The 26,320-nt window shown below is 48.9% G+C and carries 29 protein-coding genes and 2 pseudogenes; 23 read left to right on the forward strand and 8 right to left on the reverse strand.

Features of this window, described 5'->3' with window-relative positions; genetic code table 11:
* Positions 1–9: 9 nt before the first annotated feature.
* The 8 genes from WFJ73_RS24085 to WFJ73_RS24120 all read left to right on the forward strand — a co-directional run bounded on the left by WFJ73_RS24085 (position 10) and on the right by WFJ73_RS24120 (position 4,615).
* Positions 10–405, forward strand: a complete 396-nt coding sequence (locus WFJ73_RS24085; RefSeq protein ID WP_336775498.1) for a DsrE/DsrF/DrsH-like family protein — start codon at positions 10–12, stop codon at positions 403–405.
* A 42-nt stretch (positions 406–447) separates the two neighbouring features.
* A complete protein-coding gene (locus tag WFJ73_RS24090) occupies positions 448–1,593 on the forward strand; it encodes an MBL fold metallo-hydrolase (protein ID WP_336775499.1) in 1,146 nt (381 codons plus the stop codon).
* A gap of 35 nt (positions 1,594–1,628) precedes the next feature.
* Positions 1,629–1,856, forward strand: a complete 228-nt coding sequence (locus tag WFJ73_RS24095) for a sulfurtransferase TusA family protein (RefSeq protein WP_336775500.1) — start codon at positions 1,629–1,631, stop codon at positions 1,854–1,856.
* A 318-nt stretch (positions 1,857–2,174) separates the two neighbouring features.
* Complete coding sequence (locus WFJ73_RS24100) at positions 2,175–2,963, forward strand: sulfite exporter TauE/SafE family protein (protein WP_336775501.1); 789 nt, start codon at positions 2,175–2,177, stop codon at positions 2,961–2,963.
* Positions 2,964–3,069: 106 nt separating this feature from the next.
* Positions 3,070–3,543: a DsrE/DsrF/DrsH-like family protein gene (locus WFJ73_RS24105; RefSeq protein WP_127492556.1), complete on the forward strand. Its 474-nt coding sequence runs from the start codon at positions 3,070–3,072 to the stop codon at positions 3,541–3,543.
* 71 nt (positions 3,544–3,614) lie between these two features.
* Positions 3,615–3,884, forward strand: coding sequence for a metal-sensitive transcriptional regulator (locus WFJ73_RS24110; protein ID WP_127492559.1), 270 nt, complete (start codon positions 3,615–3,617; stop codon positions 3,882–3,884).
* Positions 3,885–3,920: 36 nt separating this feature from the next.
* Positions 3,921–4,232 (forward strand): rhodanese-like domain-containing protein, encoded by a 312-nt coding sequence (locus tag WFJ73_RS24115; RefSeq protein WP_336775502.1) that lies wholly within the window; start codon positions 3,921–3,923, stop codon positions 4,230–4,232.
* Entirely contained in the window at positions 4,232–4,615 is a 384-nt protein-coding gene (locus tag WFJ73_RS24120) for a rhodanese-like domain-containing protein (RefSeq protein ID WP_336775503.1), read from the forward strand. The genes WFJ73_RS24115 and WFJ73_RS24120 overlap by 1 nt, the downstream gene beginning before the upstream one ends.
* A 95-nt stretch (positions 4,616–4,710) precedes the next feature.
* Here WFJ73_RS24120 and WFJ73_RS24125 read toward each other — a convergent pair whose 3' ends face one another.
* On the reverse strand, positions 4,711–5,160 hold the full coding sequence (locus WFJ73_RS24125; protein ID WP_336775634.1) for an SRPBCC family protein: 450 nt from the start codon (positions 5,158–5,160) through the stop codon (positions 4,711–4,713).
* A 122-nt stretch (positions 5,161–5,282) separates the two neighbouring features.
* Between WFJ73_RS24125 and WFJ73_RS24130 the strand changes: the two genes are divergently transcribed.
* From WFJ73_RS24130 to WFJ73_RS24140, 3 genes are all read left to right on the forward strand, one after another.
* Positions 5,283–6,092 (forward strand): AraC family transcriptional regulator, encoded by an 810-nt coding sequence (locus WFJ73_RS24130; protein WP_336775504.1) that lies wholly within the window; start codon positions 5,283–5,285, stop codon positions 6,090–6,092.
* Positions 6,093–6,117: 25 nt separating this feature from the next.
* Positions 6,118–7,542, forward strand: coding sequence for an aldehyde dehydrogenase family protein (locus tag WFJ73_RS24135; protein ID WP_336775505.1), 1,425 nt, complete (start codon positions 6,118–6,120; stop codon positions 7,540–7,542).
* Between the two features lie 285 nt (positions 7,543–7,827).
* Entirely contained in the window at positions 7,828–8,031 is a 204-nt protein-coding gene (locus WFJ73_RS24140; RefSeq protein ID WP_336775506.1) for a zinc ribbon domain-containing protein, read from the forward strand.
* A 71-nt stretch (positions 8,032–8,102) separates the two neighbouring features.
* Here WFJ73_RS24140 and WFJ73_RS24145 read toward each other — a convergent pair.
* Positions 8,103–8,594 (reverse strand): annotated as a pseudogene (locus WFJ73_RS24145) (IS3 family transposase); the annotation flags it as partial.
* Between the two features lie 192 nt (positions 8,595–8,786).
* Between WFJ73_RS24145 and WFJ73_RS24150 the strand changes: the two are divergent.
* Together WFJ73_RS24150 and WFJ73_RS24155 are read left to right on the forward strand one after the other, a co-directional pair.
* Positions 8,787–8,957, forward strand: coding sequence for a hypothetical protein (locus tag WFJ73_RS24150; protein ID WP_336775507.1), 171 nt, complete (start codon positions 8,787–8,789; stop codon positions 8,955–8,957).
* 58 nt (positions 8,958–9,015) lie between these two features.
* Positions 9,016–9,378, forward strand: a complete 363-nt coding sequence (locus WFJ73_RS24155; protein ID WP_336775508.1) for a hypothetical protein — start codon at positions 9,016–9,018, stop codon at positions 9,376–9,378.
* A 213-nt stretch (positions 9,379–9,591) separates the two neighbouring features.
* Here WFJ73_RS24155 and WFJ73_RS24160 read toward each other — a convergent pair.
* A pseudogene (locus WFJ73_RS24160) lies at positions 9,592–10,260 on the reverse strand (helix-turn-helix domain-containing protein); the annotation flags it as partial.
* A 141-nt stretch (positions 10,261–10,401) separates the two neighbouring features.
* Between WFJ73_RS24160 and WFJ73_RS24165 the strand changes: the two are divergent.
* The 5 genes from WFJ73_RS24165 (at position 10,402) to WFJ73_RS24185 (ending at position 13,188) form a co-directional block, all read left to right on the forward strand.
* Positions 10,402–11,505, forward strand: coding sequence for a WG repeat-containing protein (locus tag WFJ73_RS24165; RefSeq protein ID WP_336775509.1), 1,104 nt, complete (start codon positions 10,402–10,404; stop codon positions 11,503–11,505).
* Positions 11,506–11,680: 175 nt separating this feature from the next.
* On the forward strand, positions 11,681–12,157 hold the full coding sequence (locus WFJ73_RS24170) for a DUF2975 domain-containing protein (protein ID WP_336775510.1): 477 nt from the start codon (positions 11,681–11,683) through the stop codon (positions 12,155–12,157).
* An 11-nt stretch (positions 12,158–12,168) separates the two neighbouring features.
* Positions 12,169–12,393, forward strand: a complete 225-nt coding sequence (locus tag WFJ73_RS24175) for a helix-turn-helix domain-containing protein (protein WP_336775511.1) — start codon at positions 12,169–12,171, stop codon at positions 12,391–12,393.
* Between the two features lie 144 nt (positions 12,394–12,537).
* Positions 12,538–12,924, forward strand: a complete 387-nt coding sequence (locus WFJ73_RS24180; protein ID WP_336775512.1) for a hypothetical protein — start codon at positions 12,538–12,540, stop codon at positions 12,922–12,924.
* A 30-nt stretch (positions 12,925–12,954) separates the two neighbouring features.
* A complete protein-coding gene (locus tag WFJ73_RS24185) occupies positions 12,955–13,188 on the forward strand; it encodes a YdeI/OmpD-associated family protein (protein ID WP_336775513.1) in 234 nt (77 codons plus the stop codon).
* A 54-nt stretch (positions 13,189–13,242) separates the two neighbouring features.
* Here WFJ73_RS24185 and WFJ73_RS24190 read toward each other — a convergent pair whose 3' ends face one another.
* On the reverse strand, positions 13,243–14,040 hold the full coding sequence (locus WFJ73_RS24190) for a hypothetical protein (protein WP_336775514.1): 798 nt from the start codon (positions 14,038–14,040) through the stop codon (positions 13,243–13,245).
* A 196-nt stretch (positions 14,041–14,236) separates the two neighbouring features.
* Between WFJ73_RS24190 and WFJ73_RS24195 the strand changes: the two genes are divergently transcribed.
* Positions 14,237–14,899 (forward strand): copper amine oxidase N-terminal domain-containing protein, encoded by a 663-nt coding sequence (locus WFJ73_RS24195; RefSeq protein ID WP_336775515.1) that lies wholly within the window; start codon positions 14,237–14,239, stop codon positions 14,897–14,899.
* Positions 14,900–14,984: 85 nt separating this feature from the next.
* On the opposite strand, the gene WFJ73_RS24200 is transcribed toward WFJ73_RS24195, so the two are convergent.
* Positions 14,985–16,199, reverse strand: a complete 1,215-nt coding sequence (locus WFJ73_RS24200) for a low temperature requirement protein A (RefSeq protein WP_336775516.1) — start codon at positions 16,197–16,199, stop codon at positions 14,985–14,987.
* A gap of 143 nt (positions 16,200–16,342) precedes the next feature.
* On the opposite strand from WFJ73_RS24200, the gene WFJ73_RS24205 reads away from it, so the two are divergent.
* Both WFJ73_RS24205 and WFJ73_RS24210 read left to right on the forward strand, forming a co-directional pair.
* A complete protein-coding gene (locus WFJ73_RS24205; RefSeq protein ID WP_336775517.1) occupies positions 16,343–16,762 on the forward strand; it encodes an organic hydroperoxide resistance protein in 420 nt (139 codons plus the stop codon).
* Positions 16,763–16,952: 190 nt separating this feature from the next.
* A complete protein-coding gene (locus tag WFJ73_RS24210; RefSeq protein WP_336775518.1) occupies positions 16,953–17,696 on the forward strand; it encodes a hypothetical protein in 744 nt (247 codons plus the stop codon).
* Between the two features lie 4 nt (positions 17,697–17,700).
* Here the strand turns inward: WFJ73_RS24210 and WFJ73_RS24215 are convergent, their stop codons facing one another.
* From WFJ73_RS24215 to WFJ73_RS24225, 3 genes are all read right to left on the reverse strand, one after another.
* Positions 17,701–18,129, reverse strand: a complete 429-nt coding sequence (locus WFJ73_RS24215) for a hypothetical protein (protein WP_336775519.1) — start codon at positions 18,127–18,129, stop codon at positions 17,701–17,703.
* A gap of 277 nt (positions 18,130–18,406) precedes the next feature.
* Entirely contained in the window at positions 18,407–18,922 is a 516-nt protein-coding gene (locus WFJ73_RS24220) for an SRPBCC domain-containing protein (protein ID WP_336775520.1), read from the reverse strand.
* Positions 18,919–19,299: an ArsR/SmtB family transcription factor gene (locus tag WFJ73_RS24225; protein WP_336775521.1), complete on the reverse strand. Its 381-nt coding sequence runs from the start codon at positions 19,297–19,299 to the stop codon at positions 18,919–18,921. The genes WFJ73_RS24220 and WFJ73_RS24225 overlap by 4 nt, the downstream gene beginning before the upstream one ends.
* Positions 19,300–19,458: 159 nt before the next feature.
* On the opposite strand from WFJ73_RS24225, the gene WFJ73_RS24230 reads away from it, so the two are divergent.
* Together WFJ73_RS24230 and WFJ73_RS24235 are read left to right on the forward strand one after the other, a co-directional pair.
* Positions 19,459–19,875 carry a hypothetical protein gene (locus WFJ73_RS24230; protein ID WP_336775522.1) on the forward strand — a complete coding sequence of 139 codons (417 nt, stop codon included), beginning with the start codon at positions 19,459–19,461 and terminating at the stop codon, positions 19,873–19,875.
* A 420-nt stretch (positions 19,876–20,295) separates the two neighbouring features.
* The gene (locus WFJ73_RS24235; RefSeq protein ID WP_336775523.1) at positions 20,296–26,226 is read left to right on the forward strand and encodes a rhamnogalacturonan lyase family protein; all 5,931 of its coding nucleotides are present in this window, start codon (positions 20,296–20,298) and stop codon (positions 26,224–26,226) included.
* Positions 26,227–26,320: the final 94 nt, after the last annotated feature.

A 26,320-nucleotide genomic window follows, 5' to 3' on the forward strand; every position in this document is an offset into this window, starting at 1 on the left:
TTATCTAATATGAGTTCTAAAGTAGCGATTATCGCAAGCAATGGCGGAATGTTTGACGCGTACAAGGTTTTTAACATTGCAACGGCATCTGCGGCAACGGATGCAGAGGTGGCTATTTTCTTCACTTTCGAAGGCCTGAACCTGATTCACAACGAGATGCATCGTCAGCTGCCGCTTCCGGCAGGAGCAGAGCATATCGCGGAAGGCTTCAAGCAAGCCAATGTTCCGTCAATCCCTGAGCTGCTTGCAATGGCTATGGAAATGGGCGTAAAAATCATTGCCTGCCAAATGACGATGGATGTCATGGATTTGAAAAAAGAAGATTTTGTTGATGGAATCGAAGTCGGTGGAGCCGTTACTTTCCTCGACTTTGCCAAGGACGCTAACGTTACTTTGACTTTCTAAACCGTAATCCTAATTTTATATTCTTCCAAGGAGGCTTCAATAATGACGGATACAACCATTGTAAAAATGACAGCGAAAGAGCTTACCCGCATGGTGCTTGATAAGCAGGATTTGTTTATTCTCGATGTGCGCAACGAAACGGATTTCAACGATTGGAAAATCGAAGGCGACAGCATTGAAATCATCAATATTCCTTATTTCGAATTGCTGGAAGGCGTTGACGATATTCTTCCTCGCATTCCGGAAGGCAAAAAGGTTCTTGTTGTCTGCGCGAAGGAAGGCTCTTCGAAATTCGTGGCTGAACAGCTGGCGGAAGCAGGCCGCGGTGACGTATTTTATCTCAAAGGCGGCATGAAATCGTGGAGCGAATACCTCGAGCCGGTAAAGATCGGCGATCTGAAGGACGGCGGCGAGCTGTACCAGTTCGTGCGGATCGGCAAGGGCTGCTTGTCTTATATGGCTATATCGAACGGCGAGGCTGCGGTAGTCGATACGCTGCGAATGACGGACGTCTTCGAGCAATTCGCTAAGGAGAAAGGCGCGGTAATCAAGCATACGCTGGATACGCATCTGCATGCCGATCATATATCCGGAGGCCGGAAGCTGGCCGAGACAACGGGTGCTACGTATTGGCTGCCGCCAAAGGATGCGAAAGAGGTAACTTTCGGCTACGAGAGGCTGGAAGAGGGCCGCGATATTACGGTCGGAAACACAACGATCCGGATTCAGCCGGTTTATTCCCCTGGTCATACGATTGGCAGTACGTCCTTCATCATTGACGATCAATATCTGTTGACCGGAGACATCTTATTCATCGAGTCTATCGGCAGACCCGATTTGGCTGGCAGAGCAGAGGATTGGGTGAGCGATTTGCGGGAAACGCTGTACAAACGTTATAAATCTTTGTCTGAGACTCTGCTTGTTCTGCCTGCCCATTTCGGCAAAATTACAGAGCTTGGAGAAGGCGGAAGAGTCATGGCGAGGCTGTCCGATTTGTACCGCAGCAACCCTGGTCTAAACATTGCGGAGGAAACGGAATTCCGCCGTACGGTAACGGAGAATCTGCCTCCGCAGCCTAACGCTTATCAGCAAATCCGTCAAACGAATATGGGAAAAATAAATCCAAGCGAGGACGAGCAGCGCGATATGGAAATTGGCCCTAACCGCTGTGCCGTTCATGATAAATAATAAGGAATAATCAATCATTCTAGGAGGAAACGAACATGAAAACAGATCTTACGGTAGATACAAAGGGAATGGCATGTCCGATGCCGATCGTAAAAGCGAAAAAAGCATTGGATAGCTTGCAGGCAGGCCAGGTTATGGAGGTTTTGTCTACGGATAAGGGCTCGGTAAACGATTTTCAAGCGTGGGTAAAGCAAACGAAGCATGAGCTGCTCAGCCACGAAGAAGACAACGGCATTTATAAATTTTACGTTCGAAAAATTTAAATGATAGGAAATAAGCGAATACGCCTTCGCGCATTCGCTTATTTCAAGCCGTCATAAACGATGGTAACGCCAAGCGTGCAGTAGGTTTCCTCTTTGTAATGTCCTTGAGGGCAAGATTTAGTGGTGCAGGCCGTATTCGACACAGCTTGAAGCTTATCATCACAGACAGGGCACTTATCATCAAACCAGCCTTTTATTTTGTCGAGCATCATTATGCCTCATTTCATATAAAATTACTTGGTATTAGTATAACTTCTTTAATACGCTGCGTATACAGGTTTTTTGTGCAAAAAACGTTGTTTTGGAAGGAGGGGAACAATGGATACTCTGCTCTATATCATCATGGCAGCCCTTGGGCTTATTGGCTCCTTCTTTTCAGGTTTGCTTGGTATCGGCGGCGCGATCATTAATTTTCCGCTGTTATTATATGTGCCGCCTCTGTTTGGTGCTGCATCCTTTTCAGCCCATGAGGTTTCTTCGATAAGTATGTTTCAGGTGTTTTTCGCCTCGCTTGCCGGCGTACTCGCCTTTCGCAAGAAGGGCGGCGGCGCGCAAGCGGTTCTCCATAAAGGGCTTGTCGCTTATATGGGGAGCAGCATTCTTGCAGGAAGCTTGATCGGCGGCTTCTTGTCGGGAATGCTTGACGGAAACATGATTAATCTGATTTACGGAATCCTTGCCGTGCTTGCCGTTATCCTTATGCTTATTCCCCGCAGAGGGACGGAAGAAAAGGCGGGGGATCTGTCCTTTAACAAGTTTATCGCGGTAGGAGCTTCATTCCTTGTAGGGATTGTGTCCGGCATTGTGGGAGCGGGCGGGGCTTTTATTCTGATTCCGATCATGCTGACGGTGCTGAAGATACCGACGCGAACCACTATAGCGTCCTCTCTTGCCATTGTGTTCATTTCGGCGATTGGGGGAGTAGCCGGCAAACTAACCGGCGGAGGGATCCCGTTTTGGCCTACGGTGTTTACCGTAATCGGCAGTCTGATCGGGGCGCCGCTTGGTTCCAAGGTAAGCTCCAAAATCAATGTGAAAATGTTGAGATACGGTTTAGTCGTGCTTATTGCGCTTACCGCTGTGAAGACGTGGCTGACGATCCTTTAATTGGAGCGGATGGAGTTATTGTAAAAGAGCTTTTTGTCATTTTATAATACCTATAGGGGTATTAGTATGAAAGAGTACAATATCGAAAGGGTGTCTGAATCAGGACATGGCAGAAAAAACGACGATTGTTTTATTTAGCGGCGATTTGGATAAGGCGATTGCGGCTTTTATTATAGCAAACGGGGCAGCGGCCTATGATCATGAGGTTACGATCTTTTTCACGTTCTGGGGTCTGAACACGCTTAGGAAAGACGAGGTCGTCAAGACGCGCAAAGGTCCTCTGGAAAAAGCGTTTGGCTGGATGATGCCGCGAGGTGCCCGGAAGCTGGGGTTGTCTAAAATGAATTTTGGCGGCCTTGGACCGCAAATGATTAAGCATGTGATGAAGAAGCATAATGCCTTGTCGCTGCCGCAGCTAATTGAACTGGCCCAAGAGCAAGGCGTTAAGCTTGTAGCCTGCACGATGACGATGGACCTGCTAGGACTGCAAAAGGAAGAGCTTATTGACGGACTGGAATACGCGGGCGTAGCGGCTTATCTCGGCGATGCGGTTGACGCGAAAGTAAATCTTTTCATTTAAAGGTGTTAGTATAGATGAAATTTGCTCTATACTATACCTATACCGGTATGATATAGAGAGGAAGATAATAAATGGATTACAACTATACGGATGCGATGAAGACTAGATTAAGAAGAATTGAAGGGCAAATCAGAGGCGTGCTTCGTCTGATGGAGGAAGGGAAATCCTGCAAGGATGTCGTATCGCAGCTTTCTGCGATAAGAAATGCTTCGGATAAGGCGATTGCGCAGATTGTCGCGGAGAACCTGCAGCAGTGCATTCTCGCTGAGCAAGCCGCAGGCAATAAGGATACGAGTAAAATTGTACAGGAAGCGGTAGAGCTGCTGGTAAAGAGCCGCTGATGCTTTCCGATCGAATATGAGAAGAGGAGAATCGTTATGGCATTTCAAATAATTAGAACGATTTCGCCGGCAGAAGTTGCCGAGAAGCTTAAGCAGGGTGAGACCTTGTATATGGTGGATGTCCGCGAGCCTAACGAGTGGGCGGCAGGCCATGTTGAAGGAGCGAAGCATATTCCGCTAGGCCAGCTTGGCGAACGGCTGCATGAGCTCGATTCTTCCGCGGAGATCATTATGATCTGCCGCAGCGGCAACCGAAGCGGGCTGGCTTGCGAATTATTAAGCGAAAAGGGCTTTAACGTTGTGAATATGACGGGCGGATTAAACGCCTGGACAAGCGAGCTGGTCTAATGAGTACGGGGACTCTTATCAATATTGTCATTATCGTGCTGATAGCATGGTTTGCCTATTCCCGCATGAAACCGGCCAAAGGCTTGAGAAACCTGAATGCCGAAGCATTTAAGGAAGAAAGCGTTAAGTATGGAGCCATGATTATTGATGTCCGGGAGCCGGGGGAATTCAAAGGCGGATTTATTCCGGGCGCACGGAACATTCCCTTGTCCCAGCTCTCCCGTCGCCTTGGCGATATTCCGCGGGATAAAACGCTGCTGCTCTACTGCCGGAGCGGGATGAGAAGCAAAAACGCGGCGGCATTGCTGCGCAAAAACGGATACAGCGATCTTGCTCACCTGCAAGGCGGCATTAGCGCATGGAAGGGCAAGCTGGCAAAATAATACCGAAATAGGCTGTCGGGTTTCCCCGGCAGCCTATTTTTGTCCTATGCTTATGCTCACCGGCTTTGGAGAATACAGCCGTTTGAGCTTGCTTGTTACCAGCCGAAGTCGAGCGTTTTACCCGTTTCCGTGTACGTCTTAATGTTGCTGAGCATCATCCACCAGTGTTCTTTCGAATTCGCAAAGGAAGGGTGATCCGGCGTCCATTGATCATTAACCAGCGTCAGCTTTGTGCATGAGCCTACCGTCTCCAGAGTGAAGGTCACGCGGGATTCAAGCTCGGCATGGTTGTCCCTGTAAGAAGGGCCCGGATGCTCCCGATAGCTGAGCGATTTGCCTGGATCCGCTTGAAGTATTGTGCCGTATACATGAACCGTATTCTCGCCGTCCGCTCCGGGGCCAACGTACTCAAAGGATGCGCCAGGCTCCAGGGAAGAGTTCAGGACGGTTCCGAAAAAAGTGCTCCGCGTTCCTTCCGGGCTGACAAGCGTCTGCCACACCTGCTCGGGCGAGGCATCAATATAGAATACATAGTTGAGTTCCATCATTAAGTTATCCTCCTAAAAAGAATTCCCACAATAGGTTCTTCGATGCTTGTGGTAAACTCATTATAGATGAGGACTTTTTCTAAGTATTGTAAAAACGCGACAGGAACAGGAGTGAAGGGATGAGCCAACCGCAAACCCGGCCCAGCATGGGCGTTCTCGGATTAAACGGAGCAGGGGACCAATTCCGGCTGGAACGTTATCCGGCTTCGGAGGTATTGTCGCTTTTTATCAAGCATTACTGGATTGTTCAGTGGAATCTGGAACAGAACGATTCCTATTGGCAGCATGTTGTACCAAATCCGTGTGCCAATCTGGTAGTGGAACAGGGAAAAACCTTTTTCTACGGGCCAGGCAAGGAGAAGTTCTCTTATCTGCTGAGCGGAAGAGGAATTGTTTTTGGCGTAAAGTTCCGGCCGGGCGGACTTTATCCGTTTGTGAATAGAGAGCTGTCCGAGTTGACGGGAAGACCCATAGAGGTGGAGACCGTGCTCGGGATACAAGGGTCGGAGCTTGAAGAGCTTGTGCTTGCCCATCAGGATAATGACCAGAGGATGATTCAAGTGGTCGAGCGGCTTCTGACAAAGAGGCTCCCAGCTTATGATGAGCAAATAACGCTAGTCAATCAGATCATCGATTATGCGGCACGCAACCAGGGTATAACCAAGGTAGAGCAGGTCTGCGAGTCTTTTGATTTAAACATCCGGCGGCTGCAGCGCTTATTCGCCAAATACGTTGGAGTTAATCCGAAGTCGGTTATCCGGTTGTTCCGGCTGCAAAATGCCGCGGAAGCGATGGACCTTGGGCAAGCTCAGGATTTGGCCGGCTTATCGGTTGAACTAGGTTATCACGATCAAGCGCATTTCAGCAAAGACTTTAAGGCCGTGATAGGCCGATCACCGGAGCAGTATTTATCGAATGTTATCCTGTAAGGTTTAGAGCAAAGGAGTGCTGGCAATGAAGAGACAAAAGCTGCTGATCGGCGGTAGAGAGGTTGAGACAGCAACCTATACGACGCTTTATGCCCCGTATTCAAAAAAAGCTATTGCCGAGATTGCGGATGCTGGATTGGCGGAAGCAAATCTGGCTATTGAAGCTGCGGTGGAGGCAAAGGCCATTATGCGTAAAATGCCGGCCCACAAGCGTGCCGCCATTCTGGAAAAGCTTGTGCAGCTGCTGGCTGAGCGCCGGGAAGAGGCTGCGCGGCTTGTCGCGCTGGAGGCGGCCAAGCCCCTCAAGGCTGCATATGCCGAGGTTGATCGTACGATTCAGACCTATCAAATAGCTGCCGAAGAAGCGAAACGTATACATGGAGAGACAATTCCTATGGATGCGGTGCCGGGCGGCGAAGGCCGCTTTGGATATACCGTTCGCGAGCCTATAGGCGTCGTTGGCGCCATAACGCCATTCAACTTTCCTCTCAATCTGGTTGCCCACAAGCTGGGGCCGGCGATTGCGTCGGGAAATTCAATCGTGCTGAAGCCCGCGCCGCAAACGCCGCTTTCCGCGTATTTTATCGCGGAGCTGCTTCAAGAAGCGGGTCTGCCGGAGGGAGTGCTCAACGTGATAACCGGCGATGGCCGTCTTCTGGGCGAGGCTATAGTGAAGGATCCAAGGGTGAACATGGTTACCTTTACGGGGAGTGCGGCGGTTGGTGCAAGCATTCGCGCAATGGCTGGCATCAAGCGGGTAACGCTTGAGCTAGGTTCGAACTCCGCGGTTATTATCGATAAGGGCGTTCATATCGAAGCCGTCGCCACCCGCGCCGCAGTGGGCGCATTCTCCTACCAGGGACAGGTATGTATTTCGCTGCAGCGAGTCTACGTGCTGGCAGAAGTATTCGAAGAATTCGTGGAACGGTTTACGGCAGAGGTTCAAAAGCTTCAAATCGGCGATCCGCTTGATCCGGCGACCGACGTATCGGCACTGATCTCGGAGCGGGATGTCACGCGGGCGCTGGAATGGATGGAGGAGGCGCGTGAGCTTGGCGCAGCCATCGCCTGCGGCGGAACGGCGGAAGACGGCATCGTGATGCCAACCGTATTGCTGAACGTTCCTTCCCATGCGCAAGTATCCTGTAAAGAAGTGTTCGCTCCGGTTGTTATAGTGAACAAAGTGGATACCCTGGAGGAAGCGGTCGAGAAGGTGAACGATTCCGAATTCGGTCTGCAGGCCGGCCTCTATACGAATGATCTGAAGACGGCGCTTGATCTGTCCGAGCTGCTGCAGGTTGGCGGAGTGATGATTAACGACATTCCAACATTCCGTGTTGACCAGATGCCGTATGGCGGCATTAAGCAAAGCGGCCTTGGCCGTGAAGGCATTAAATACGCCATTGAAGATATGACCGAGCTGAAGCTTGTCGTCTTTAATCGCAGTTAGTGGTTGGTATTGTAGGCGCTGTCCTCTCGATGGAGGGCGGCGTCTTTTCGTCCTCTCGTCTGTTGAGCTCCTGCTGCTCTAACGAACCTGTGTATGCTTATTTAGCAGAAAAAGAACTATTTAAGAATCTAACGAAACGTTGTATCGTTATTTGGCTGTTTCGGAGTGAAAAAATGGGGAAATACGAGGAATAGCGATATATAGTTTCGTTAGAATCTCTCACGGTGAAACCTTCCAGGTACTGGGAACGTAAAGATGGTATATTATTTAAGGAGTGAAATTCTTATGACTGAAAAAGGTTGCGTCAAATGCGGAAGCAGAAATGCAAGAACGAAGGAAGTAGCCATGACCGGGACCGGCTTCTCCAAAATGTTTGATATCCAGCATAATCAGTTTCTCGTTGTGTACTGCGCAAATTGCGGATACTCCGAATTTTACAATAAGGAATCCTCAGCCGGCTCCAACATTTTGGATTTGTTTTTTGGGTAGAGGGAGTTAGCGGAATAATATTCGACAGGCTGTCTTTAATTGAAGTGACCCCTAAAAGTTAGACAATAATATTATGCAACCTGTTGGGCATGAGCTCGGTATTGTACCGGGCTCATGCCTTTTAGTTTGGACTTGATACGCTTGTGATTGTAGTAATGAATGTATCGTTCTAGTTCCTGCTTGAACTGATCTATACTTTCAAACTCATTAAGATAGAGAAACTCCGATTTCATAATGCCAAAGAAATTTTCAATGACTGCATTATGGTAGAAATTCCCTTTTCGGGACATGCTCTGGGTTATCCCCTGATTCTTCAAAGCATGCTGATACTGCTTCATTTGGTAATGCCAGCCTTGATCGGAATGCAGGAGGAGTTCATCCTCATCGGATAGTCGTTTAAAGGCCTTGTTTAGCATTTCAGAGACTAAGGAATAGGTAGGACGATTACCTACTGTGTAAGTGATAATTTCACCGTTAAACAAGTCCAGAACAGGTGAAAAATACAGCTTTTCGCCAAACAGCTTAAACTCCGTAATATCGGTAACCCACTTCTCATTGGATTTCTCTGTCCAGTGAAAATATAGTTTTAGACTGAAATGCCTGATTTAACGCGGTTTATGAGATTGAAAATTGCCAGACTTCTAAAAATAACTATTAGACTGACCATAATAACGAAACAACGGCGGACAAAGACGTGAAAAAGAAAGTCCTAGACTGCCGCTGGTCTTTACTGAACTAACGTTCTCATGGCCGTCATGGCGACAAGGAAGCGTCCAGCTTCCGTTCGGGGGAAGGCGGAGCAGCGGGTTTGCGGAGTGGAGGAGCTGATTGCCGAGCTGCAAAGCGCGGCAATCAGCTCCGCTTGCTTGATGGTGAATCTTGAAATTCTATCCTTGTCCAAACTATCTACAATTGGTACAATGTAACTAGGTCCAAAGGCCTAATTCGGAAAAATACATTTCCTTCAGACCGGAGGTTACTGCCTTGCCAACCACTCGTATTATCGACCGGCCAGCCCGGATCGTCGAAATCGTATGGGCGTCTGCAGCGACGCCTGAAGATTTTGACCGCATTACCGAAGAAATCAAAGGATTTTCCGAGGAGCTCGGCGGCAGCTTCGATGTGATCGTCGATATGCGTACGGTCAAAGCGTTTAAACCGGAATCGCAGGCGAAGCTGGTGGAACACCAGAAGGCGCTGAAAACGTACGGGATGAAACGCGCGGCGGTCGTCACCGCTGGCTCCATTGTCCGCCTACAACTGAACCGCACGGCCAAGCAATCCGAACATACGACGGAAACGCAATGGGACGATTATGCGGAGGCGCTGGCGTTTCTGAAGCAGTAAGCCGGCACGGCTGGAAACAGAGGGGGCTGTCCCAACGTCATCGAAAGATGACGCGGGAGAGCCCCTTTCCATTCCCGTTTGGTAAATATAAGCATGTACATCGGTAATAATTCCTTCTGCCCGTTAGTTCAGCAGCGCCCTGTGAGTCTAATACTTTATTTTTCAGTCTAGAACTATATTTTTCAGTCTAACGCTTTATTTTCACTAAACATTCTCCGCATGAAAATTACGATCGAGTACGTTAGGGGCAATTTTACCTACTGTTCCTTTATGGGAACGATATTTCTTCATGCGCACCACAGATTTCAATCCTAATTCTTTCATGATACGCTGTACTTTTTTATGATTAACTCGGTGTCCCCGATTTAATAGTTCAACACGAATACGACGATAGCTCTTGTTTTGAACTAAGGCATTCAACTTTTTTAAATAGGCATTTTCCATGCGCAGACGCTCAACTTCAGCTCGTAAAGCCTCAACTGATCCCTCAGGTTCTAGCTTCTTTTGTCCTTTATTATCCTTTTCCGTCATACAGCGACGCCCCTTTTTCCTTGGTTTTAGGGCGTCAATCCCATGTTTATTGAATAGACTACGCCATTCTCGAATCATTCCTGGAGATGAGATATTGAAAATGACAGCTGCTTCATTTGGAGACGTCCCATTGTCGTTCATGTAGTTGAATACGTCTAGTTTATATGCCATGGAGTATGCTGTATAGGATTTTTCAAAAGCTTTTACGCCGTGATATTTGTATTGCCTTATCCACATGCGTAAAACTTCATGGTTTATCCCTAATGATTTTGCAATGCTTTTTATCCCTTCAATACCATTTTGATACTGATGAATGGCCTTCAATTTCACTTCTAAACTGTAATGGGTCAAAAAAAACTGCACCTCCAATGTTAGATGTGTCTAACAATTGGGGTGCAGTTCATAATTGGACAGTCTGTTTTTTATTTGAAGGAAAATGATACCTGTCCCCGAATTAGTGTTGGAGTAACTAATGGACAGGAGCGTGTATACGTGAGAAAAAGTTTTTCTTTTTTAATAGTAGGTGTAAGCCTAGTCTGCTGTACTTCCTTTTTGACGGCGGCGGCTGTTCCTTTTAAAAACGAGCCATTGTTTTTGATCGAACAGAATGGGAAGTACGGGTATATGGACAAAAACGGACAGGTTAAAATTAAGCCGCGGTTTGATGGGGCTGACGATTTCTCAGAAGGCCGCGCGCTTGTATGGCAGCAGCAAGGGGATGAATTCCAATACGGTTATATTGACGAGCAGGGAAAAGCAATCGTTCCTTTGAGTTACGATTTTGCCATGGACTATCGGGAGGGACTAGCTTCCGTCGTTACCTATTTGAAGGATGGTATTAGGAATGATTTTATCGATAAAACGGGTAAAACCGTATTCTCCGTTGGCAGCCACGTCTCGTTTGGTTTTTCAGAGGGAAGAGCAGCTATTCTAAATAATTTTGGTACGGGAATGGGAGATACTAGAGTTGGATTTATCGATAATAAAGGGAAAACCATCGTTCAACCGCAGTACGAGTACACCATTGCTGATGACTCCGATTTCCACGAAGGTTTGGCTTCTGTTCATAAGAATGGTCAGTATGGCTTTATTGATAAGAATGGTGCTGTGAAAATAAACTTCAAATATGAAACGGCGCTTCCGTTCCAAGAAAACCTCGCAGCGGTTGAAGATGATAATGGCAAATGGGGATTTATCGATAAGACCGGCGAGTATATAATTCAGCCACAGTTCGCAGAAGTGAATTCGTTCCATGACGGTCTTGCCCCTGTGATGCAAGAAGTGAACGGGGATTCTTTATGGGGCTATATCGATAAAACAGGTAAGCTCGTTATTCCAGTTGAATACACCGATGCTGAACCTTTTGCAGAAGGTTTGGCGGCTGTTGAGGTAGAAGTAGGAGACAGCGGAAAGTGGGGCTTTATCGACGGTCAGGGCACGCTTGTCGTTAAACCGCAATTTGATTATGCGGAGCCATTTCATAATGGATTAGCTAGTGTCCAAATTAACGATGGCTCCGATAATTATGCAAATGCCAGTTACCGTTACGGCTACATCAACAAACAAGGCAAATATGTCTGGAAGCCAAGCAAGTGATATACGGATACGGGAAAAGAGCGCTATGGCGGCCATCAATCCGATGGCTGCTTTTTTGTGCTGAAATCTTGCTAAGCAAGTATTATGGTTTTCTCTAAAACGAGTAAAATATATTGTAAAACGATAAATCATGTGTTACATTCAAAACGATAATAATGAAGTGAGGTGCATGTTTGTGGAACGGGGAACAACGCTCTTTTTGAAGGTGACCGTGTTTCTGATGGGGCTTCCGGTTCTTGCATTGTGTATTTTAGGGTTGCCTGCAATAATGAAAGAGGCTAGGGAAGCTTGGCCGGATAGTTGGGTATATCCGATTATCATCGCGATGTATCTTTCGGCGATACCTTTTTATATGGCATTGTATCAGGCATTTAAGCTGCTCGGCTATATCGACAACAAACAGGCATTCTCCGAATTATCCGTGAGGGCGTTGAAAAATATTAAGTACTGCGCGATTGCGATTAGCATTTTGTATGCGGCAGCGGAACCTTTCGTTTATCTCATTGCGGAAAAGGATGACGCTCCGGGTCTGATCGTTATCGGTTTGGTTGTTATCTTCGCGTCTCTCGTAATTGCAGTCTTTGCGGCTGTTCTTCAGAAGCTTCTCAAAAATGCCATCGATATAAAATCAGAAAATGATTTAACGATCTGAGGTGAAATAACATGGCGATCATAATTAACGTTGATGTAATGCTGGCCAAAAGGAAGATGAGCGTGACAGAGCTCTCGGAGCGGGTTGGAATAACGATGGCGAACCTGTCGATTCTGAAGAACGGCAAGGCAAAAGCCATTCGGATTTCAACTTTAAATGCCATTTGCAAGGCGCTGGATTGCCAGCCGGGAGATGTTTTGGAATACAGAATGAGTGAAGACGACGAAGAGGAATAGAATACAGCAAGAAGCTCGGCTGCCGGGACTGAGGCGGCTTTTTTGTTTTTTCTCCCGAAAAGTAATGCAACCAACAGGAGGATTAAACGTCATAGAAATGGAAGAAATAGATAAGTAAATTTCCGTTTTAAGGAGGAGGATCTATTGATTCATGACAATGTCATTTTATCGTATACGGTCGATCTGCAAAATGATCAAATAGTGATTCATACAAGAGACGAGTCGTCCTTAAAGGAAGTTGATATTGTATTAAAAGAAGTGAGTTGTCATCATTTTGAGCATCAGTTGCAGGGCAGTATTATTCTTGCTATGACCGTATCTAACATTTCCAGTTTTATAGCAGGGAACATTGAAATTCTGCAAAATGGCAAGAATCACGGTTGGCCAACTGCTTATGAAACATTAGACGAGCTGGAGCAAAAGCTGACTGAGAGCGGATATAAATATTTTAATCTTTACTCCTCTTACGGAATGAATGGCTGGATTGTCGCTAAGGATTTGGACGTCGTTAAGAAGGGCGAGGAGGAATAGAAAGCATGAAGTTTCGAAGGCGGAAAATACATGATTCCGGTAAGCGCAGAAGTCAGAGCAGCAGCTGGAGTTGCGGCGGGTGATGAAATCGATGTGAACATAGAGTTGGATAACGAGCCCAGAGAACTTGTTGTTCCGGAGGATTTCTCCGAGGCACTCGAACAGCAGCAAGAGGCGAAGCGGTTTTTTGAGGGATTGTCGTACAGCAATAGGCGGCGTATGGATAAAGCGATTAGCTTGTTAAGCGAAGGACGGATCCAATAGAAATCGGATTAAAGCCCCGTTATCAACCGAGATGATAACGGGGCTTTTTGTTCGTTAAGCGTTGGTATCCGAAGTTGTCGCGCTGTCCGTACTTGCTTGATCCTTCGTTTTTGCTGCACCGCCATGGTGGCCGCCGTCGCCTTTAAGCTGGAACTCGCCGTTTACGATGCTTTGAGCCTGTGCGGCAGTATTTTCTTTCTTCGTTGCGGCTTCATCTGCTGTCAGCTTGCCGTCGGTGACGGCTTGATCGATTTGAGCATTAATCGCAGTTTCGAGCGCGCTAACAACGGAATCGGTGCTAACTCCTTTCGCTTCAGCGATATCGGCGATTGTTTTACCTGCCTGCAGCTCTGTTTTTAGTTCATCCTCCGTTATATTTAATGCCGTAGCAACGGTATCCAGGTTTTGTCCAAAACCGCGTCCTCCTCTGCGTCCTTCGCGTCCTTGAGCAAGTTGGTCGGAGTTGATCAGGTTGTCCAGGTTTGCGGTGAACTGGGATTTTTCGTCCGACTGGCGTTGTTCAAAGGCGGTTGTCAGAGCTGCTTTCAAATCATCATTTGAAACGCCCTGCTCCTTTGCGATATCCGCAAGCGTGCTGCCTGCAGCAAGCTTCTCATTAAACGTGTCACGGTCAAGATTGAGAAGCGTAAGTACGGAGTCGGAGACGAAGTTGCCGCCGAAACCGCCGCGGCGATGTTTGCCGTCCACTTGCTTAGAGGTATCCGTTTGAACTTGCGCGGTATTTGAAGGACTTGTGGTCGACGTTGTGCCCGATGATGCTGCAAATGCGCTTAGCGGAACCATGACCGCCAAAGTAGCTGTAATCCCGATTGTCTTTAAGTATTTGTTCATTTCCATTGCCTCCTTAGGGCTTGTAGGTTGTCTTACAGGACCCATTATGGACACGGTACCTTAAATGGAACTGAAATGAATTTAAAATTATTTTCAACAGGTAAAATGATGAATCTCTTGCTCCATTGTTTGGGTAATAGAAAATAGATATACTAATTGGATTAAACTCTTAATTAAACCTTCATTAGGAGGCGCTATGAAAAAAACAAAAATGAAGATTCTAGCCGGATTAACGGGAATCAGTCTGTTGCTTAACCCTATTGCTACTTACGCTGAAGATGCGGGCATTCCATTAACGGTACTGGATGGCAAGCTGGTTAGCGGGAGAGTGTTTATGCCGCTTAGGGCAGCCGGAGACGCCATCGGCGCGAAGATCGGCTGGAATCAGAAGACGCAGACCGCAACGGTTGAGAAGGACGGAACCGTATTCGTAGCAAAAGTTGGTCCGTTTGTGAAGCTGTTTAATAATCGGGTTTACGTTCAGTTTAGGGAGTTTAGCGAGACTTTCTTTGAGCAGGATACCATCCTATGGGAGAACAATTATTTGCAGGCCTCTTCGGCGCATTTCCTTGTTCAGACCGCCCCTTTGAAGAATGCCGAGGCTTTGAAAATAGCGGCCGGTGCAGTCGCGGGGAAGAAAGATAGAAAGCAGTTTCTGAAGGAGACAGACGGGTTTTTCGTTAACGAGTATGTGACCTGGAACGGGCTAAATCAATATACAGCCCGCTATAATTCGGAATGGAATGATACTCGAGACTATTACGCTTCGACAATAGAAGTGGTGATGACAAAGTCGGGCGACCGCTGGTCCGCTGGCTCTTTTCGGTATTATAAAGAGCAAATATTGCCTCCCCATTAAGAAAAGGCCGCTCCATGAGTCATCGGAATGACGATGGGGCGGCATTGAATTTGGTCACTTAACGTGATGTAGTTTCGTTAGACTTTTAATGCATCTCGTTTTTATGCTTTCCAGGCAGCGGCGCCTGGCAAAGCCGGTTGGTAAAGGCGGAGCCCCATACAGCGACGCCAACAAGCGTAAGCGTTGCAAGGACAGATAAGAATAGCGGAGGAATGATGCTGTAGAGCAGGAACAGAGCAACAAGAACAAGGATTCCAACCGTATACGGTGCCGATACAACACCGGCTACGATTCGCATAAACAGCATATTACCAAGCAAATAGAGAGCAGGGCCTGCCATAATAACAAGCGCGGTCTTAAGCTCGATATGCCCGGTAGGGTGCGCGAGCACCAATTCGTCCGCTACGGCCGACAGGATAATGCCGGCAACCAGAAGCAGATGCGTATACGTATAAGCCGAACGGGCAACTCTGCCCGGATCTTCGGAATGAGCGATAAAATGATGACCGGTTTTGGACGTCATATTGAAATAAATCCACCACATCGTGACCGAGCTGACAAAAGCGGCGGCAAAAGACCCGAAGGTGAGCAAATCCCATTCAAGCTCCGCGAAGGTCGCTCCCGTAACCAGAATGGATTCGCCAAGCGCGATAATAATAAACAATCCGCATCGCTCCGCCATATGGGAGCCTTCCACATCCCAGACGGTAGTAGGGGTTTTGCCAAGCTTCGGCGTCCAGAAGCCCATCGATGGGGAAAGGTATTCAATAAGTAACGCGATGCACCAAAGGGCGAGACGGTTTTCTTCGTGCGCGATTCCTCCGGCAATCCAGAAGATTCCCGAAAAAGCCAGCCAGCTGAATATCCGAATAAAATTAATCCGCAGCTCGGTTGAGCCATGCTGGAGAACCCATACGGTATAAGCGGTTCTTCCCACCTGGAACAACGTATAGGCACACGCAAAATAAATTCCCGTTTTCTCAAAAGCCTCCGGCAGCGACGACGACATAATAAGTCCCACCAGCATAAGCGCAATAAGCATAAACCGGACGCGTGTCGTTTCCGGATTAAGCCAGTTCATGACCCAAGCGGTAAAAATCCAGACCCACCAGATCGCCATCGTCAGAATACCGAGATGAATGGCCCCCTCCAGAGTGAAATTTTTCAGAAAGGAATGGGATAACTGAGTAACCGCGAAAACAAAGATCAAGTCAAAAAACAATTCGATAAAAGATACTTTTCCGGAATCAATACTGCCCCTGCTTCGGAACAGCATCGAATCTGCCGCCAACCTCTTCATTCGTTCTCTCCTTTGTCCTGTATTTCCATAGTTTGCGTCGATTGTATCACGGGAGGCTTGAAATGTCTTGATACAACGATGATGAAATTGGGTAATTTTATTCTGAATAGGCAACACTACCGCATGGACAGGAGGGAAAACCAATGATAGCAAAAGAACTGTACAAAACAAGCGTAAAAGCGGTTGGAGGCCGTAACGGTCGGCTTGAATCGGATGATGGTCTGTTGGCCGTCAATGTGCTTCACCCGAAGGAGCTCGGGGGACCGGGAGGCGCAACCAATCCGGAGCAGCTGTTTGCCGGCGGTTATGCCGCATGCTTCGAGAGTGCGTTGAATGTAGTGTGCCGGGAAAGAAAAATCAAACCGGAAAGCACATCCGTGACGGCGCAAGTGACGCTTGGCAAGGATGCGGAGGACAATTTCGAGCTTGCGGTTGCGCTCGATATTACCTTGACCGGCGTGGAACGCGCCCAGGCTCAGGAGCTTGCCGAAGCGGCGCATCATGTGTGTCCGTATTCGAGAGCAACCCGTGGCAACATCAACGTTCAATTAAACGTAGTTTGACCTTGCTTGGTTGACGGAAAGCCCATCCGATAACATGATCGGATGGGCTTTTTAGGTTTATATCCCTTATGAAACAGGAACTCCCTGTTTCCGTTTTTCGTAATAGACTTGATTCTGTAACATGGAGATCAAGGAAAAAACGATACGGCATGGAATAGGAGAGTATAACGCTGCTTGAGAGGTGTTCGCTATGAAAGATTGGCTGCGATTCCTGCCCGTCATTGAATTACTGCTTGTTAGCTTTGTGGTGTACTCCATTGCAAGAACAGTCATCCGTTACAGAAATTCAGCCGATGGTCATGACAGGCTTGAGGGGATCAGAACGGCGCTTGAACCCAAGCTGGGAAAAGGCTTGCTTCTGGAAATCGTCATGGCCGAAATTAACGTCCTTCACTATTCCATATTAGTGTGGTTCCGGAAGTCAGGGGAAGAAGAACGGCAGGGGGCTTTTTCCTATCATAAAACCTCCCAAATCCAAATCTTTGTTGTCGTGTTCTCCATTCTGATTTTGGCCGAAGGGCTGTTTGTTCATTTCCTTCTTGCACAGTGGAATGGGGCGGCGGCATGGATTTTTACCATCCTAAATCTGTATGCGCTGCTCTATATGATAGGCCTCTATAACTCGGTTAGATTTAAACCTCACCTGATAAAGGACGACATTTTAATGATTTATCTTGGCTTTCAATACTACATCAAAACAGAGATTTCTAACATTAACAGCATGAAAAAAGCGGTAGATACGGGATTAAGCATTCCGAAGGATACCTGCCACGCGATGCTAAGAATTGACCCGCCGCAAGTCGAGCTGGCTCTAAAAGAGCCGGTGCTGATGAAAGCCTCGTATGGCAGAAGTAAGTATGTGAAAACCATTATATTCAGGGCCGATGAGCCCGGACGCATGATGGAAGAGATTAAATCGAAGATGGATTGTTAGGATATTATTTAATCATTTTTCGAATGTGAATCAATTCATTGATATAAAAATCAACCTGTTGCTGTATGTTTTCGGTCTGTCTGAACTGATCAACCTCGGAACGTGATGCGGCGAGGCTTGCCTCTTCCAGCTTCCGAAGGGCAATGCCGGCCCCAATCGCGGTTATGCCGTCTCCTATGGAGGCGATAATGGATCCGATATAGCCAAGCCGGGCGGCGATAATATCCACGTAGTCACTAGTTGGATTGCTGTTACTATCGCTGTTACTATTGCTGTTATTGCTGTTATTGCTGTTATTGTTACTGTTATTATTGTTGTTGCTTGTACTTTTGTTATTGCTTGTACTTTTGTTATTGCTATTACTATTGCCTTTGCCCTTACTTTTGCTTTTACCGTTTCCGTTGTTTCTCCTTTGACCGTGGTTGTTCCCCATGAATAGTGCTCACCTCGCCCAAGCGTTGCTATCTCTTCTCAGATATTAGCCTATGCAGGAGGGGAGGGTGGGGTATGGGCGGCCTTCAGCCTAAACAAAAAAGCGTTGAACCAACGGTTCAACGTCTTTTTCTTAAATAACAAAAAAGCGTTGAACCAATGGCTCAACGTCTTTTTCTTAAATAACAAAAAAGCGTTGAACCAATGGCTCAACGTCTTTTTCTTAAATAACGAAAAAGCGCTGAACCAACGGTTCAACGCTTTTTCCTCTGTACAGCTTATTTCGCAGCTTGCAATGCTTCTTCCAGACGGTCCCAAGTTTCCGAAATGCCTTGCAGCATCCCCATATCCATAACTGTCTTCAGGGCTTCGCCCGAAGCATACACGGCACGGTTGATCAGCTTTGTTGTGCCGTTTCCTAGATCAACAAATTCCAAAACGATATCGGTAGAAGGCAATTCTTCATTAATATTGCCTTCCGCATCGGAAAAATAATCCCTGTAGCTGATGCTGTTCGGCTCATCTATTTCTTTGTATTCGGCTTTGCCCCAGGATTCCATACCGTAGAAATCGCCTTGGTTCTGATCCATGCACTTCATGCAATAATGCCATACGCCGCCCGGACGGAAATCGATTGTGCATACAGGCACTTCCCAGCCGCGTGGTCCCCACCAGCGCTTCAGATGCTCCGGTTCCTTGAACATCTTGAACACCAGCTCGCGCGGCGCTGTGAATACGCGTTCCAGCACCAGTACATTGTCATTCTCTACTCTTGATACGATTGCGTTTGTCATTTTAATTCCTCCTCGTTATGGTTGTTGGGACTTTGTAACTGTTCTTTACTTTGCAGTTCACGCAGGTAGTTCTCCAGATTATCGTAACGCTCTTCCCAGAGCCGGCGGAAGGAGTTAACCCATGAATCTAGCGAGTGGAAAGGCTCTGGGCGGAGCTTGTAAAACCTGCGGTTAGCTTCCGCTTTTACTTCTACAATGCCATTATCGCTAAGCACTTTCAGATGCTTCGAAGCTTGAGGCTGCCTGATCCCCAGCTTGTCGGCGATTTCTCCTACTGTCAGGGGACCGTCACGCAGCAGCTCAACAATATGCTTCCGATTAGGTTCGGAGAGTGCGCTTAACGTCGTCATATCCAAGTCCGGATTATGTCCTGACATGCCTTTCACCTCTTTAGTTGTCAGTCTCTCCGGTTGCTGAATTAAATATACACCAAAGGGAATATTCCTGTAAAGGAATATTTAAAGGTTTTTCCGAAATCGTTTCTGCAACATAATTCCGGATGACCCCGTTAACAGCATCAAGAAGGAGGATGCGCTATGAAAAGGCTGTTGTTTGTCTTGTTGTTCGTCATGACGATCTTAACCGCTTGCCAGGATAAAGAAGTAACGGAAGCGCCGGCAGAGCCTGACCTGATTCTTCATCTCAGCAAATCGGAAGGAAAAGACTATACGCTTTATAAGAAAATCGAAGATAAAGAAACGGTAACGATGGTGATGGATCTTTTATCTCAAATCGATTGGGAAAACGCGGAAGTATCCATGTCCCGGCAGCCGGATTACAAAATCCGTAACATTAATCGGGATCCAGCCGCTCGTTATGAACAAGCTACCTACGCGATATGGCTCTCCCCGCAGAAAGATCGCTTAGAAGCAGTAATTGAAGGGCAGTCCAAATACGGAAAAATGACAAAGGAGAATACGGAAAAACTGCTGCCTATTCTGGAATCCCCCTGATGCCTTAATGGACCGCCATACTCCTAAATACCCTATACCGAATGAGATAAACAAACCGCTTTTCCCAGGCAAAGCAGCTGATTCCCCGAATCGGCTGCTTTTTTTGATTCAACCTCTGATTTTTGATGAAAAATACCGGATTTTTAAATAGGAATCCGGATCTTGTTAGCAGTATGATCTTTGTGCACTGAAATTTTGGTAATGACTGCCATGCCTGTCAGAGCCTGAAGGGAGGAATGGAAGATGATGAGCAAGGGGTCGGCAATCCGATTGCTGGCATCGGCTTAACGGTAGTTTTGAAAGCGGTTGCAGTACTGAATGCGTAATGCGTATGGTAAGGCATCTCAAGAACCTACTGACGAATGAAAATAGGGAAGCGGGGATATCCATTATATGCGAATAAGAAGAAGATCGTTGTACATGTCATTGCTAGCTTTTGTTCTGCTCTGCACAACCTTGCTGCCGGGCATTCAGTTTGGCGCAAAGCCCGCTCATGCAAGCGCGGCTGATCCCATTGTACGGAAATTCGATTTTGGCACAGCCTCCAGCCCGGTAATGGCCGGATATACGAGGGTACATGAGTCGCTGCTGTATACAACGGAGATCGGATACGGCCTAAGCGTGGCGGTGGCGTCCCGCAACCGTTCGGGCGGCGATGAGCTGACGAATGATTTTGTGCTCGGCTTGTCCTATTCGTTCCTTGTTGATCTGCCCAACGGCGACTATAATGTCACCGCCTATTCGGGCGATATCGCGGGGAGCGGAACAACCAAGACTAACTTTGTCCTTGAAGGCGTGACGGCGGGATCGATCAGCGGCAAAGCGGTCGTGAACTCGGCTACATACCGGGCGACCGTAAGCGACGGACAGTTAACGGTAGACATTACCGGCTCCGGCGCGGGCGGTTATTTGAACGGTCTTGTTATTGAGGAAGCGGTAGAAGCAGCTCCTGCAGCTCCGAGTTCCCTTGCGGTGACCGGACTCACTTCCTCGAGCGTAACGCTCGCTTGGAATAGTGTTGATGGAGCGGCGCACTATTCCGTATACCGTGCAAGCAGTGCTGGCGCAACGCCAACGTTAATCGGGCAAACGCAGGCTGCAGAAACGATGTATTCGGATACTTCGGTTGCGGTTGGCGGCAGCTATACGTATTACGTATCCGCCCTTAGCGCCAGCGGCTTGGAATCCCAGCGGAGCGCACCTGTGACCGTAAGCGAGATTCCGGCTCCGCAGCCTCCGGCCGCGCCGACGGGCATTTCGGTAGATGAAGTTAACGCCAATGCGGTGAAGCTGAGCTGGAACGTAACGGAAGGGGCGTCCAGCTACAAGATCACGCGTTCCGAAGGGGCTGAGGGTCCTTTTGCCGAGATTGGCCAATCGACGAATCCGTCTTATACGGACAACACCGCGGATACGTCGAAGCGTTATTATTATCAAATCATATCGGCGAATGAGGCGGGCGAATCTCCTGCATCCGGCACCGTATCGAGCCCGGTATACGTACCTCCGGCCGAGCTGCCGGAGGGCGGGGTTCAGCGGTTTGATTTTGGCCCGGGTGCCGTTGCCGATGGCTATATCGGAGTTGCGGCAACAACCAAATACTCTTCGTCGCTGAAATACGGCTTTGCCGATCCCGCAAAGGTAACGTCCGTTGACCGGGGCACAAGCGATGCGGTTAAATCCGATTTTGCCGTGCCGCAGGACACCTCCTTTATCGTGGATCTTCCGAACGGGGATTACACGGTGTCGCTTGTGGCGGGGGATGAGCAAGGAGCAACGGACATTGCGATTAAGGTAGAAAACATGCAGAAGGTGCAGCAGACGGCGAAGACAGCCGGACAATACCTGGAGATGGAGTTCCCGATTGCGCTTGTTGACGGGCAATTGAATTTCGAGTTTACTGGTACGGCGCCAAAGATCAATTCCATCGTTATTACGAAGCAGGTTGACCGTCAGCCGGGCGAGATTCCAACCGTCTATATTGCGGGCGACTCGACCGTGCAGACCTATGACCCGTATTGGGAGCCGCAAGCCGGCTGGGGGCAAATGCTGCCTCGTTTCTTCAATAACGACGTAGCGATCGTGAACAAGGCGATTGGCGGACGCAGCACCAAAAACTTCATTACGGAAGGCCGTCTCGACGAGGTCCTGCGCGCGATCAAGCCGGGCGATTACTTCCTCGTTCAATTCGGCCACAACGATGCGACGATAAGCATTCCTGAACGTTACGCCTCTCCGGCCGATTATAAGAACTATTTGGAGAACTATTATATTGAAGGAGCCATTCAGCGCGGCGCAACGCCGATTCTCGTAACGCCGATGGGCCGCCGCGACTTTAATGCCGTGACCGGCAAGTTTAACGTCAGCTTCCCGGAATACGTGCAGGCGATGAAGGAAGCTGCAGCGGATAAGCACGTTGCTTTGGTGGATCTGAGCGCATTAAGCATTGCTTATTACAATTCGATTGGATTTGAAGCAACAACATCGGTGTTCCTCTATGCCGATCCGGGCATCTATCAGGCATTCCCGAACGGTTCGGCGGATAATACGCATTTCCAGGAATACGGCGCCATTCAGCTTGCCCGCATGCTGGCAGGAGGCATTAAGGAGCTGGATCTTCCGCTTGCAAATTCGGTGAAAGAAATTGAGCTTCCGGCAGATGTTCCGGCCAAGATAAGCGGGTTGATTGCGGGCAGCGTGAGCAACGCAGGGGCTGTGCTCAAATGGAATGCCGACGAGACAGCGGATATTTACAAGGTGTACCGCAAGCTCGCTTCCGATCCGGCTTCGGCATATAAAATGGTAGGAACGGCAACCGTTCCAAGCTTTACGATGGGAGGCATGGCGGAAGGGCTGAGCTATACGGTCCGCGTAACGGCTGTCAACGGCCGTGGCGAATCCACGCCTTCCGATGAAGTGACGATTACAACGAAGTCGGCAAAATACCGGTACGATTTTGGCCCGGTTGGCGCTCCGGTTGCGGAAGGTTATACCGAGGTGACGCGCAGCGTCTTGTATACACCGGAGCGAGGATACGGCTTGACGGACAGCACGGGAATGATCGACCGCGACCGCGGCTCGGCAACGGATGCTTTGCGCCGCGACTTTGTTGCTTACTTCGGCAACTCGTATGAGTTCAAGGCAGACCTCCCGAACGGGTATTACTCCGTGAAGACCTATACCGGCGACTGGATTGGCTCAACGAAAACAAACGTTGCCATTGAAGGCAAAGACTATGGAACCGTCTCGTCCGGCAAGGAAAATGTCGCGGAGAAAGTGTACAACAACATCGCGGTAAAAGACGGTCAGATGAATCTCGTATTCAGCGGTCAGACGGCGCATTTGAACGGCCTTGAAATTACGCCGATTCTGCTTGCGCCAACGGGACTTAAGCTGGATGAGCTGCAGCTTTCAACCGATCCGGTTGAGGCCCAGCTGTCCTGGATCCCAGCGGAAAGCGCGGCAACCTACCGCATATACCGCAAATCGGCGGATGCGGCTAATGCGGAGCTTCTTGGCGAGGTGACGGGCACATCCTTCCGCGATACGACAGGGGACGTGGATCAGCAATATGTGTACACGGTTACGGCGGTAGACAGCGCAGGCTTTGAATCCGTTACTTCGAACGAACTGACGATTTCTACCATTGATCCAAGCGTACCGCTTGCTCCCGTACCGAAGGATCTGGCTGTCGCCACCATCAGCAAGAATAGCGTGAGCATCACTTGGACCGGTTCAACGGAGGCTCGTGCTTACAATGTCTACCGCGCGTCCAAAGCAAACGGCACCTTCAAGCTGCTTGGCAAAACAAAAGAACCTTCCTACACCGACTCCACCGTATTAACAACGGTTCCTTATTACTACAAGGTAGCGGCGGTGAACGCGGGCGGTATTTCCGCTCTGTCGGAGGTGCTTGCAACAGAAGCGGTAACCACGCTGTACCGCAATATGGAATACTTGGACCGCGCGCCGGTTGCGGTTAAGCAAGCAGGCGGTATCTATATCGGCTGGCGTATGTTGGGCCTGGATCCGGATACGATTGCGTTTAATGTCTACCGAGACGGTGTGAAGCTGAATAAAACTCCTATTACGGGCAGCACGAATTACTTCGACGCAGCAGGCACGGATCAGTCGCAATACCGTATCACGTTAATCATTAACGGCGTTGAAAGACCCGCAACCAAAACGTTTAACGTATGGAAGCAGCAATACCTGTCCGTTCCGCTGCAAAAACCGGCGGACGCTTATACGAAGGACGGCCAGCCGTATACGTATAGCGCGGGCGACGCAAGCGTTGGCGATCTGGACGGCGACGGACAGTATGAAATCGTTATGCTGTGGTCTCCTTCGAATGCGAAGGACAACTCGCAGGCAGGTTATACGGGTATCGTATATATGGATGCTTATGAGATGGACGGAACGCGTCTGTGGCGGATTAATCTTGGACCAAACATCCGGGCCGGGGCGCATTACTCGCCATTTACGGTTTATGATCTGGACGGGGACGGCAAATCGGAGGTTGTGCTCAAAACCGCGGACGGCACGATTGACGGCCAAGGCAAAGTGATCGGCGACGCGTCCAAGGATAACCGCAACAGCTCGGGTTACGTGCTGCTGGGCGATGAATTCCTGACGGTATTTAACGGGCAGACCGGCGGAGCCGTATCCACCGTCAGCTATGATCCGCCACGCGGCGATGTTGGCGCATGGGGCGATACGTACGGCAACCGCGTTGACCGCTTCCTGGCTTCCGTCGCTTACCTGGACGGCGAGCATCCAAGCGTAATCTTCAGCCGCGGCTACTATACACGCACCGTCATTGTTGCTTATGACTTCAAAGACGGCAAGCTTGCGAAACGCTGGCGTTTCGACACGAACGACGAAGGCAACGGCGGTTATACGGGCCAAGGCAACCATAACATGTCGGTTGGCGATGTGGATCAGGACGGCAAGGACGAAATTCTGTTCGGAGCGCTAGCTATCGACGATAACGGCGAAGCATTGTACAGTACGGGCCTTGGTCATGGCGACGCGATGCATTTCGGCGATCTCGATCCAACCCGCCCGGGGCTTGAAGTATTTGGCGTACACGAGCACACGGATGCGGAATACGGTCTCGAAATGCATGATGCGGCAACCGGAGAGATCGTGTGGGGCGTACGTACCGGCATCGATACGGGCCGCGGATTAACGGCGGATCTCGATCCAAATTATCCGGGTGAAGAAATGTGGTCTTCTACGATCACGAACGAACAGCAAATTCAAATTACCGGATTGTTCAGCGCAAAAGGCGAGCTGATCAGCACAAGCATTCCTTCGTCAACAAACAACGCCATATGGTGGGATGCCGATCCGCTTAGAGAGCTGCTTGATCATAAGTGGGATACAACGCTTAAATCGGGCACCGGCAAAATCGACAAGTGGAATTACGAGACGAAAACCACGGAAAATCTGCTGACTGCGGAAGGCACCTTGTCCAACAACTCGACAAAAGGCAATCCTTCGCTCCAGGCCGATTTGTTTGGCGATTGGCGGGAAGAGGTGATGTGGCGATCCGCGGACAGCTCGGAGCTGCGCATCTATACAACAACGGATGTAACGGATTACCGTATCCGGACGCTGATGCAGGATCCGGTCTACCGACTTGGGGTTGCGTGGCAGAACAGCGGCTACAACCAGCCGCCGCATACTAGCTTCTTCCTTGGAGCGGGCATGGAAATGCCTTCGGCTCCGCGCATCCAATATGCAGCGCCGCAGCCGGAAGAGAAAGCGTTGGGCGTGCCGGGCAAGCCGGTGCTCGCAAGCGATAACGGCTACGATAACGGATTACTGGACGGCAGCTACAAGATTACGATGAACATGTGGTACGGCTACAACGGTACAACTTACAAGCTGTACGAGAACGGCGTGCTCATCGATACGAAGCAGCTGACGGACAATTCCCCAACGGCTCAAACCGCGGCAACCGCGATCAGCGGCAAAGCGAACGGCACGTACACGTATACATGCGAGCTGATCAACTCGTTTGGCACAACGTCCTGCTCTCCTCTTACCGTAACGGTTAAGGACGCATCGCCCGGCAAGCCGGTGCTGTCGAATGACAACTGGGATAACAACGGCGACTATAAAGTGACGATGAACATGTGGTGGGGCACAAACGCGACTGCCTACAAGCTGTACGAGAATGGCGTGTTAATCGATACGCAATCGCTCCCGACTCATACACCAAACGCGCAGACTGCGGTGACAACGATCTCGGGCCGCGCCAAAGGCACTTATGAATACCGGGCAGAATTGATTAACGATGTTGGCGTAACGGAAAGCTCCGTCATGAAGGTAACGGTAAAATAACAAATTGTTAGAGGGCAGGCAGCTGACTCAGGCTGTCTGTCTTTTTTTTCGCTTGATGCTCTTGATCCCGGCGTTTCAGGGTATACTAGGGGAC

This window comes from Paenibacillus sp. MMO-58 (assembly GCF_037146255.1).
Taxonomy (GTDB): domain Bacteria; phylum Bacillota; class Bacilli; order Paenibacillales; family Paenibacillaceae; genus Pristimantibacillus.

Coding starts and splice junctions, on each gene's coding strand:
- WFJ73_RS24085 (WP_336775498.1), top strand. CDS start 10: ATGAGTTCTAAAGTAGCGATTATCGCAAGCAATGGCGGAATGTTTGAC.
- WFJ73_RS24090 (WP_336775499.1), top strand. CDS start 448: ATGACGGATACAACCATTGTAAAAATGACAGCGAAAGAGCTTACCCGC.
- WFJ73_RS24095 (WP_336775500.1), top strand. CDS start 1,629: ATGAAAACAGATCTTACGGTAGATACAAAGGGAATGGCATGTCCGATG.
- WFJ73_RS24100 (WP_336775501.1), top strand. CDS start 2,175: ATGGATACTCTGCTCTATATCATCATGGCAGCCCTTGGGCTTATTGGC.
- WFJ73_RS24105 (WP_127492556.1), top strand. CDS start 3,070: ATGGCAGAAAAAACGACGATTGTTTTATTTAGCGGCGATTTGGATAAG.
- WFJ73_RS24110 (WP_127492559.1), top strand. CDS start 3,615: ATGGATTACAACTATACGGATGCGATGAAGACTAGATTAAGAAGAATT.
- WFJ73_RS24115 (WP_336775502.1), top strand. CDS start 3,921: ATGGCATTTCAAATAATTAGAACGATTTCGCCGGCAGAAGTTGCCGAG.
- WFJ73_RS24120 (WP_336775503.1), top strand. CDS start 4,232: ATGAGTACGGGGACTCTTATCAATATTGTCATTATCGTGCTGATAGCA.
- WFJ73_RS24125 (WP_336775634.1), bottom strand. CDS start 5,160: ATGGAACTCAACTATGTATTCTATATTGATGCCTCGCCCGAGCAGGTG.
- WFJ73_RS24130 (WP_336775504.1), top strand. CDS start 5,283: ATGAGCCAACCGCAAACCCGGCCCAGCATGGGCGTTCTCGGATTAAAC.
- WFJ73_RS24135 (WP_336775505.1), top strand. CDS start 6,118: ATGAAGAGACAAAAGCTGCTGATCGGCGGTAGAGAGGTTGAGACAGCA.
- WFJ73_RS24140 (WP_336775506.1), top strand. CDS start 7,828: ATGACTGAAAAAGGTTGCGTCAAATGCGGAAGCAGAAATGCAAGAACG.
- WFJ73_RS24150 (WP_336775507.1), top strand. CDS start 8,787: ATGGCGACAAGGAAGCGTCCAGCTTCCGTTCGGGGGAAGGCGGAGCAG.
- WFJ73_RS24175 (WP_336775511.1), top strand. CDS start 12,169: ATGGCGATCATAATTAACGTTGATGTAATGCTGGCCAAAAGGAAGATG.
- WFJ73_RS24185 (WP_336775513.1), top strand. CDS start 12,955: ATGATTCCGGTAAGCGCAGAAGTCAGAGCAGCAGCTGGAGTTGCGGCG.
- WFJ73_RS24190 (WP_336775514.1), bottom strand. CDS start 14,040: ATGAACAAATACTTAAAGACAATCGGGATTACAGCTACTTTGGCGGTC.
- WFJ73_RS24195 (WP_336775515.1), top strand. CDS start 14,237: ATGAAAAAAACAAAAATGAAGATTCTAGCCGGATTAACGGGAATCAGT.
- WFJ73_RS24200 (WP_336775516.1), bottom strand. CDS start 16,199: ATGAAGAGGTTGGCGGCAGATTCGATGCTGTTCCGAAGCAGGGGCAGT.
- WFJ73_RS24205 (WP_336775517.1), top strand. CDS start 16,343: ATGATAGCAAAAGAACTGTACAAAACAAGCGTAAAAGCGGTTGGAGGC.
- WFJ73_RS24210 (WP_336775518.1), top strand. CDS start 16,953: ATGAAAGATTGGCTGCGATTCCTGCCCGTCATTGAATTACTGCTTGTT.
- WFJ73_RS24215 (WP_336775519.1), bottom strand. CDS start 18,129: ATGGGGAACAACCACGGTCAAAGGAGAAACAACGGAAACGGTAAAAGC.
- WFJ73_RS24220 (WP_336775520.1), bottom strand. CDS start 18,922: ATGACAAACGCAATCGTATCAAGAGTAGAGAATGACAATGTACTGGTG.
- WFJ73_RS24225 (WP_336775521.1), bottom strand. CDS start 19,299: ATGTCAGGACATAATCCGGACTTGGATATGACGACGTTAAGCGCACTC.
- WFJ73_RS24230 (WP_336775522.1), top strand. CDS start 19,459: ATGAAAAGGCTGTTGTTTGTCTTGTTGTTCGTCATGACGATCTTAACC.
- WFJ73_RS24235 (WP_336775523.1), top strand. CDS start 20,296: ATGTCATTGCTAGCTTTTGTTCTGCTCTGCACAACCTTGCTGCCGGGC.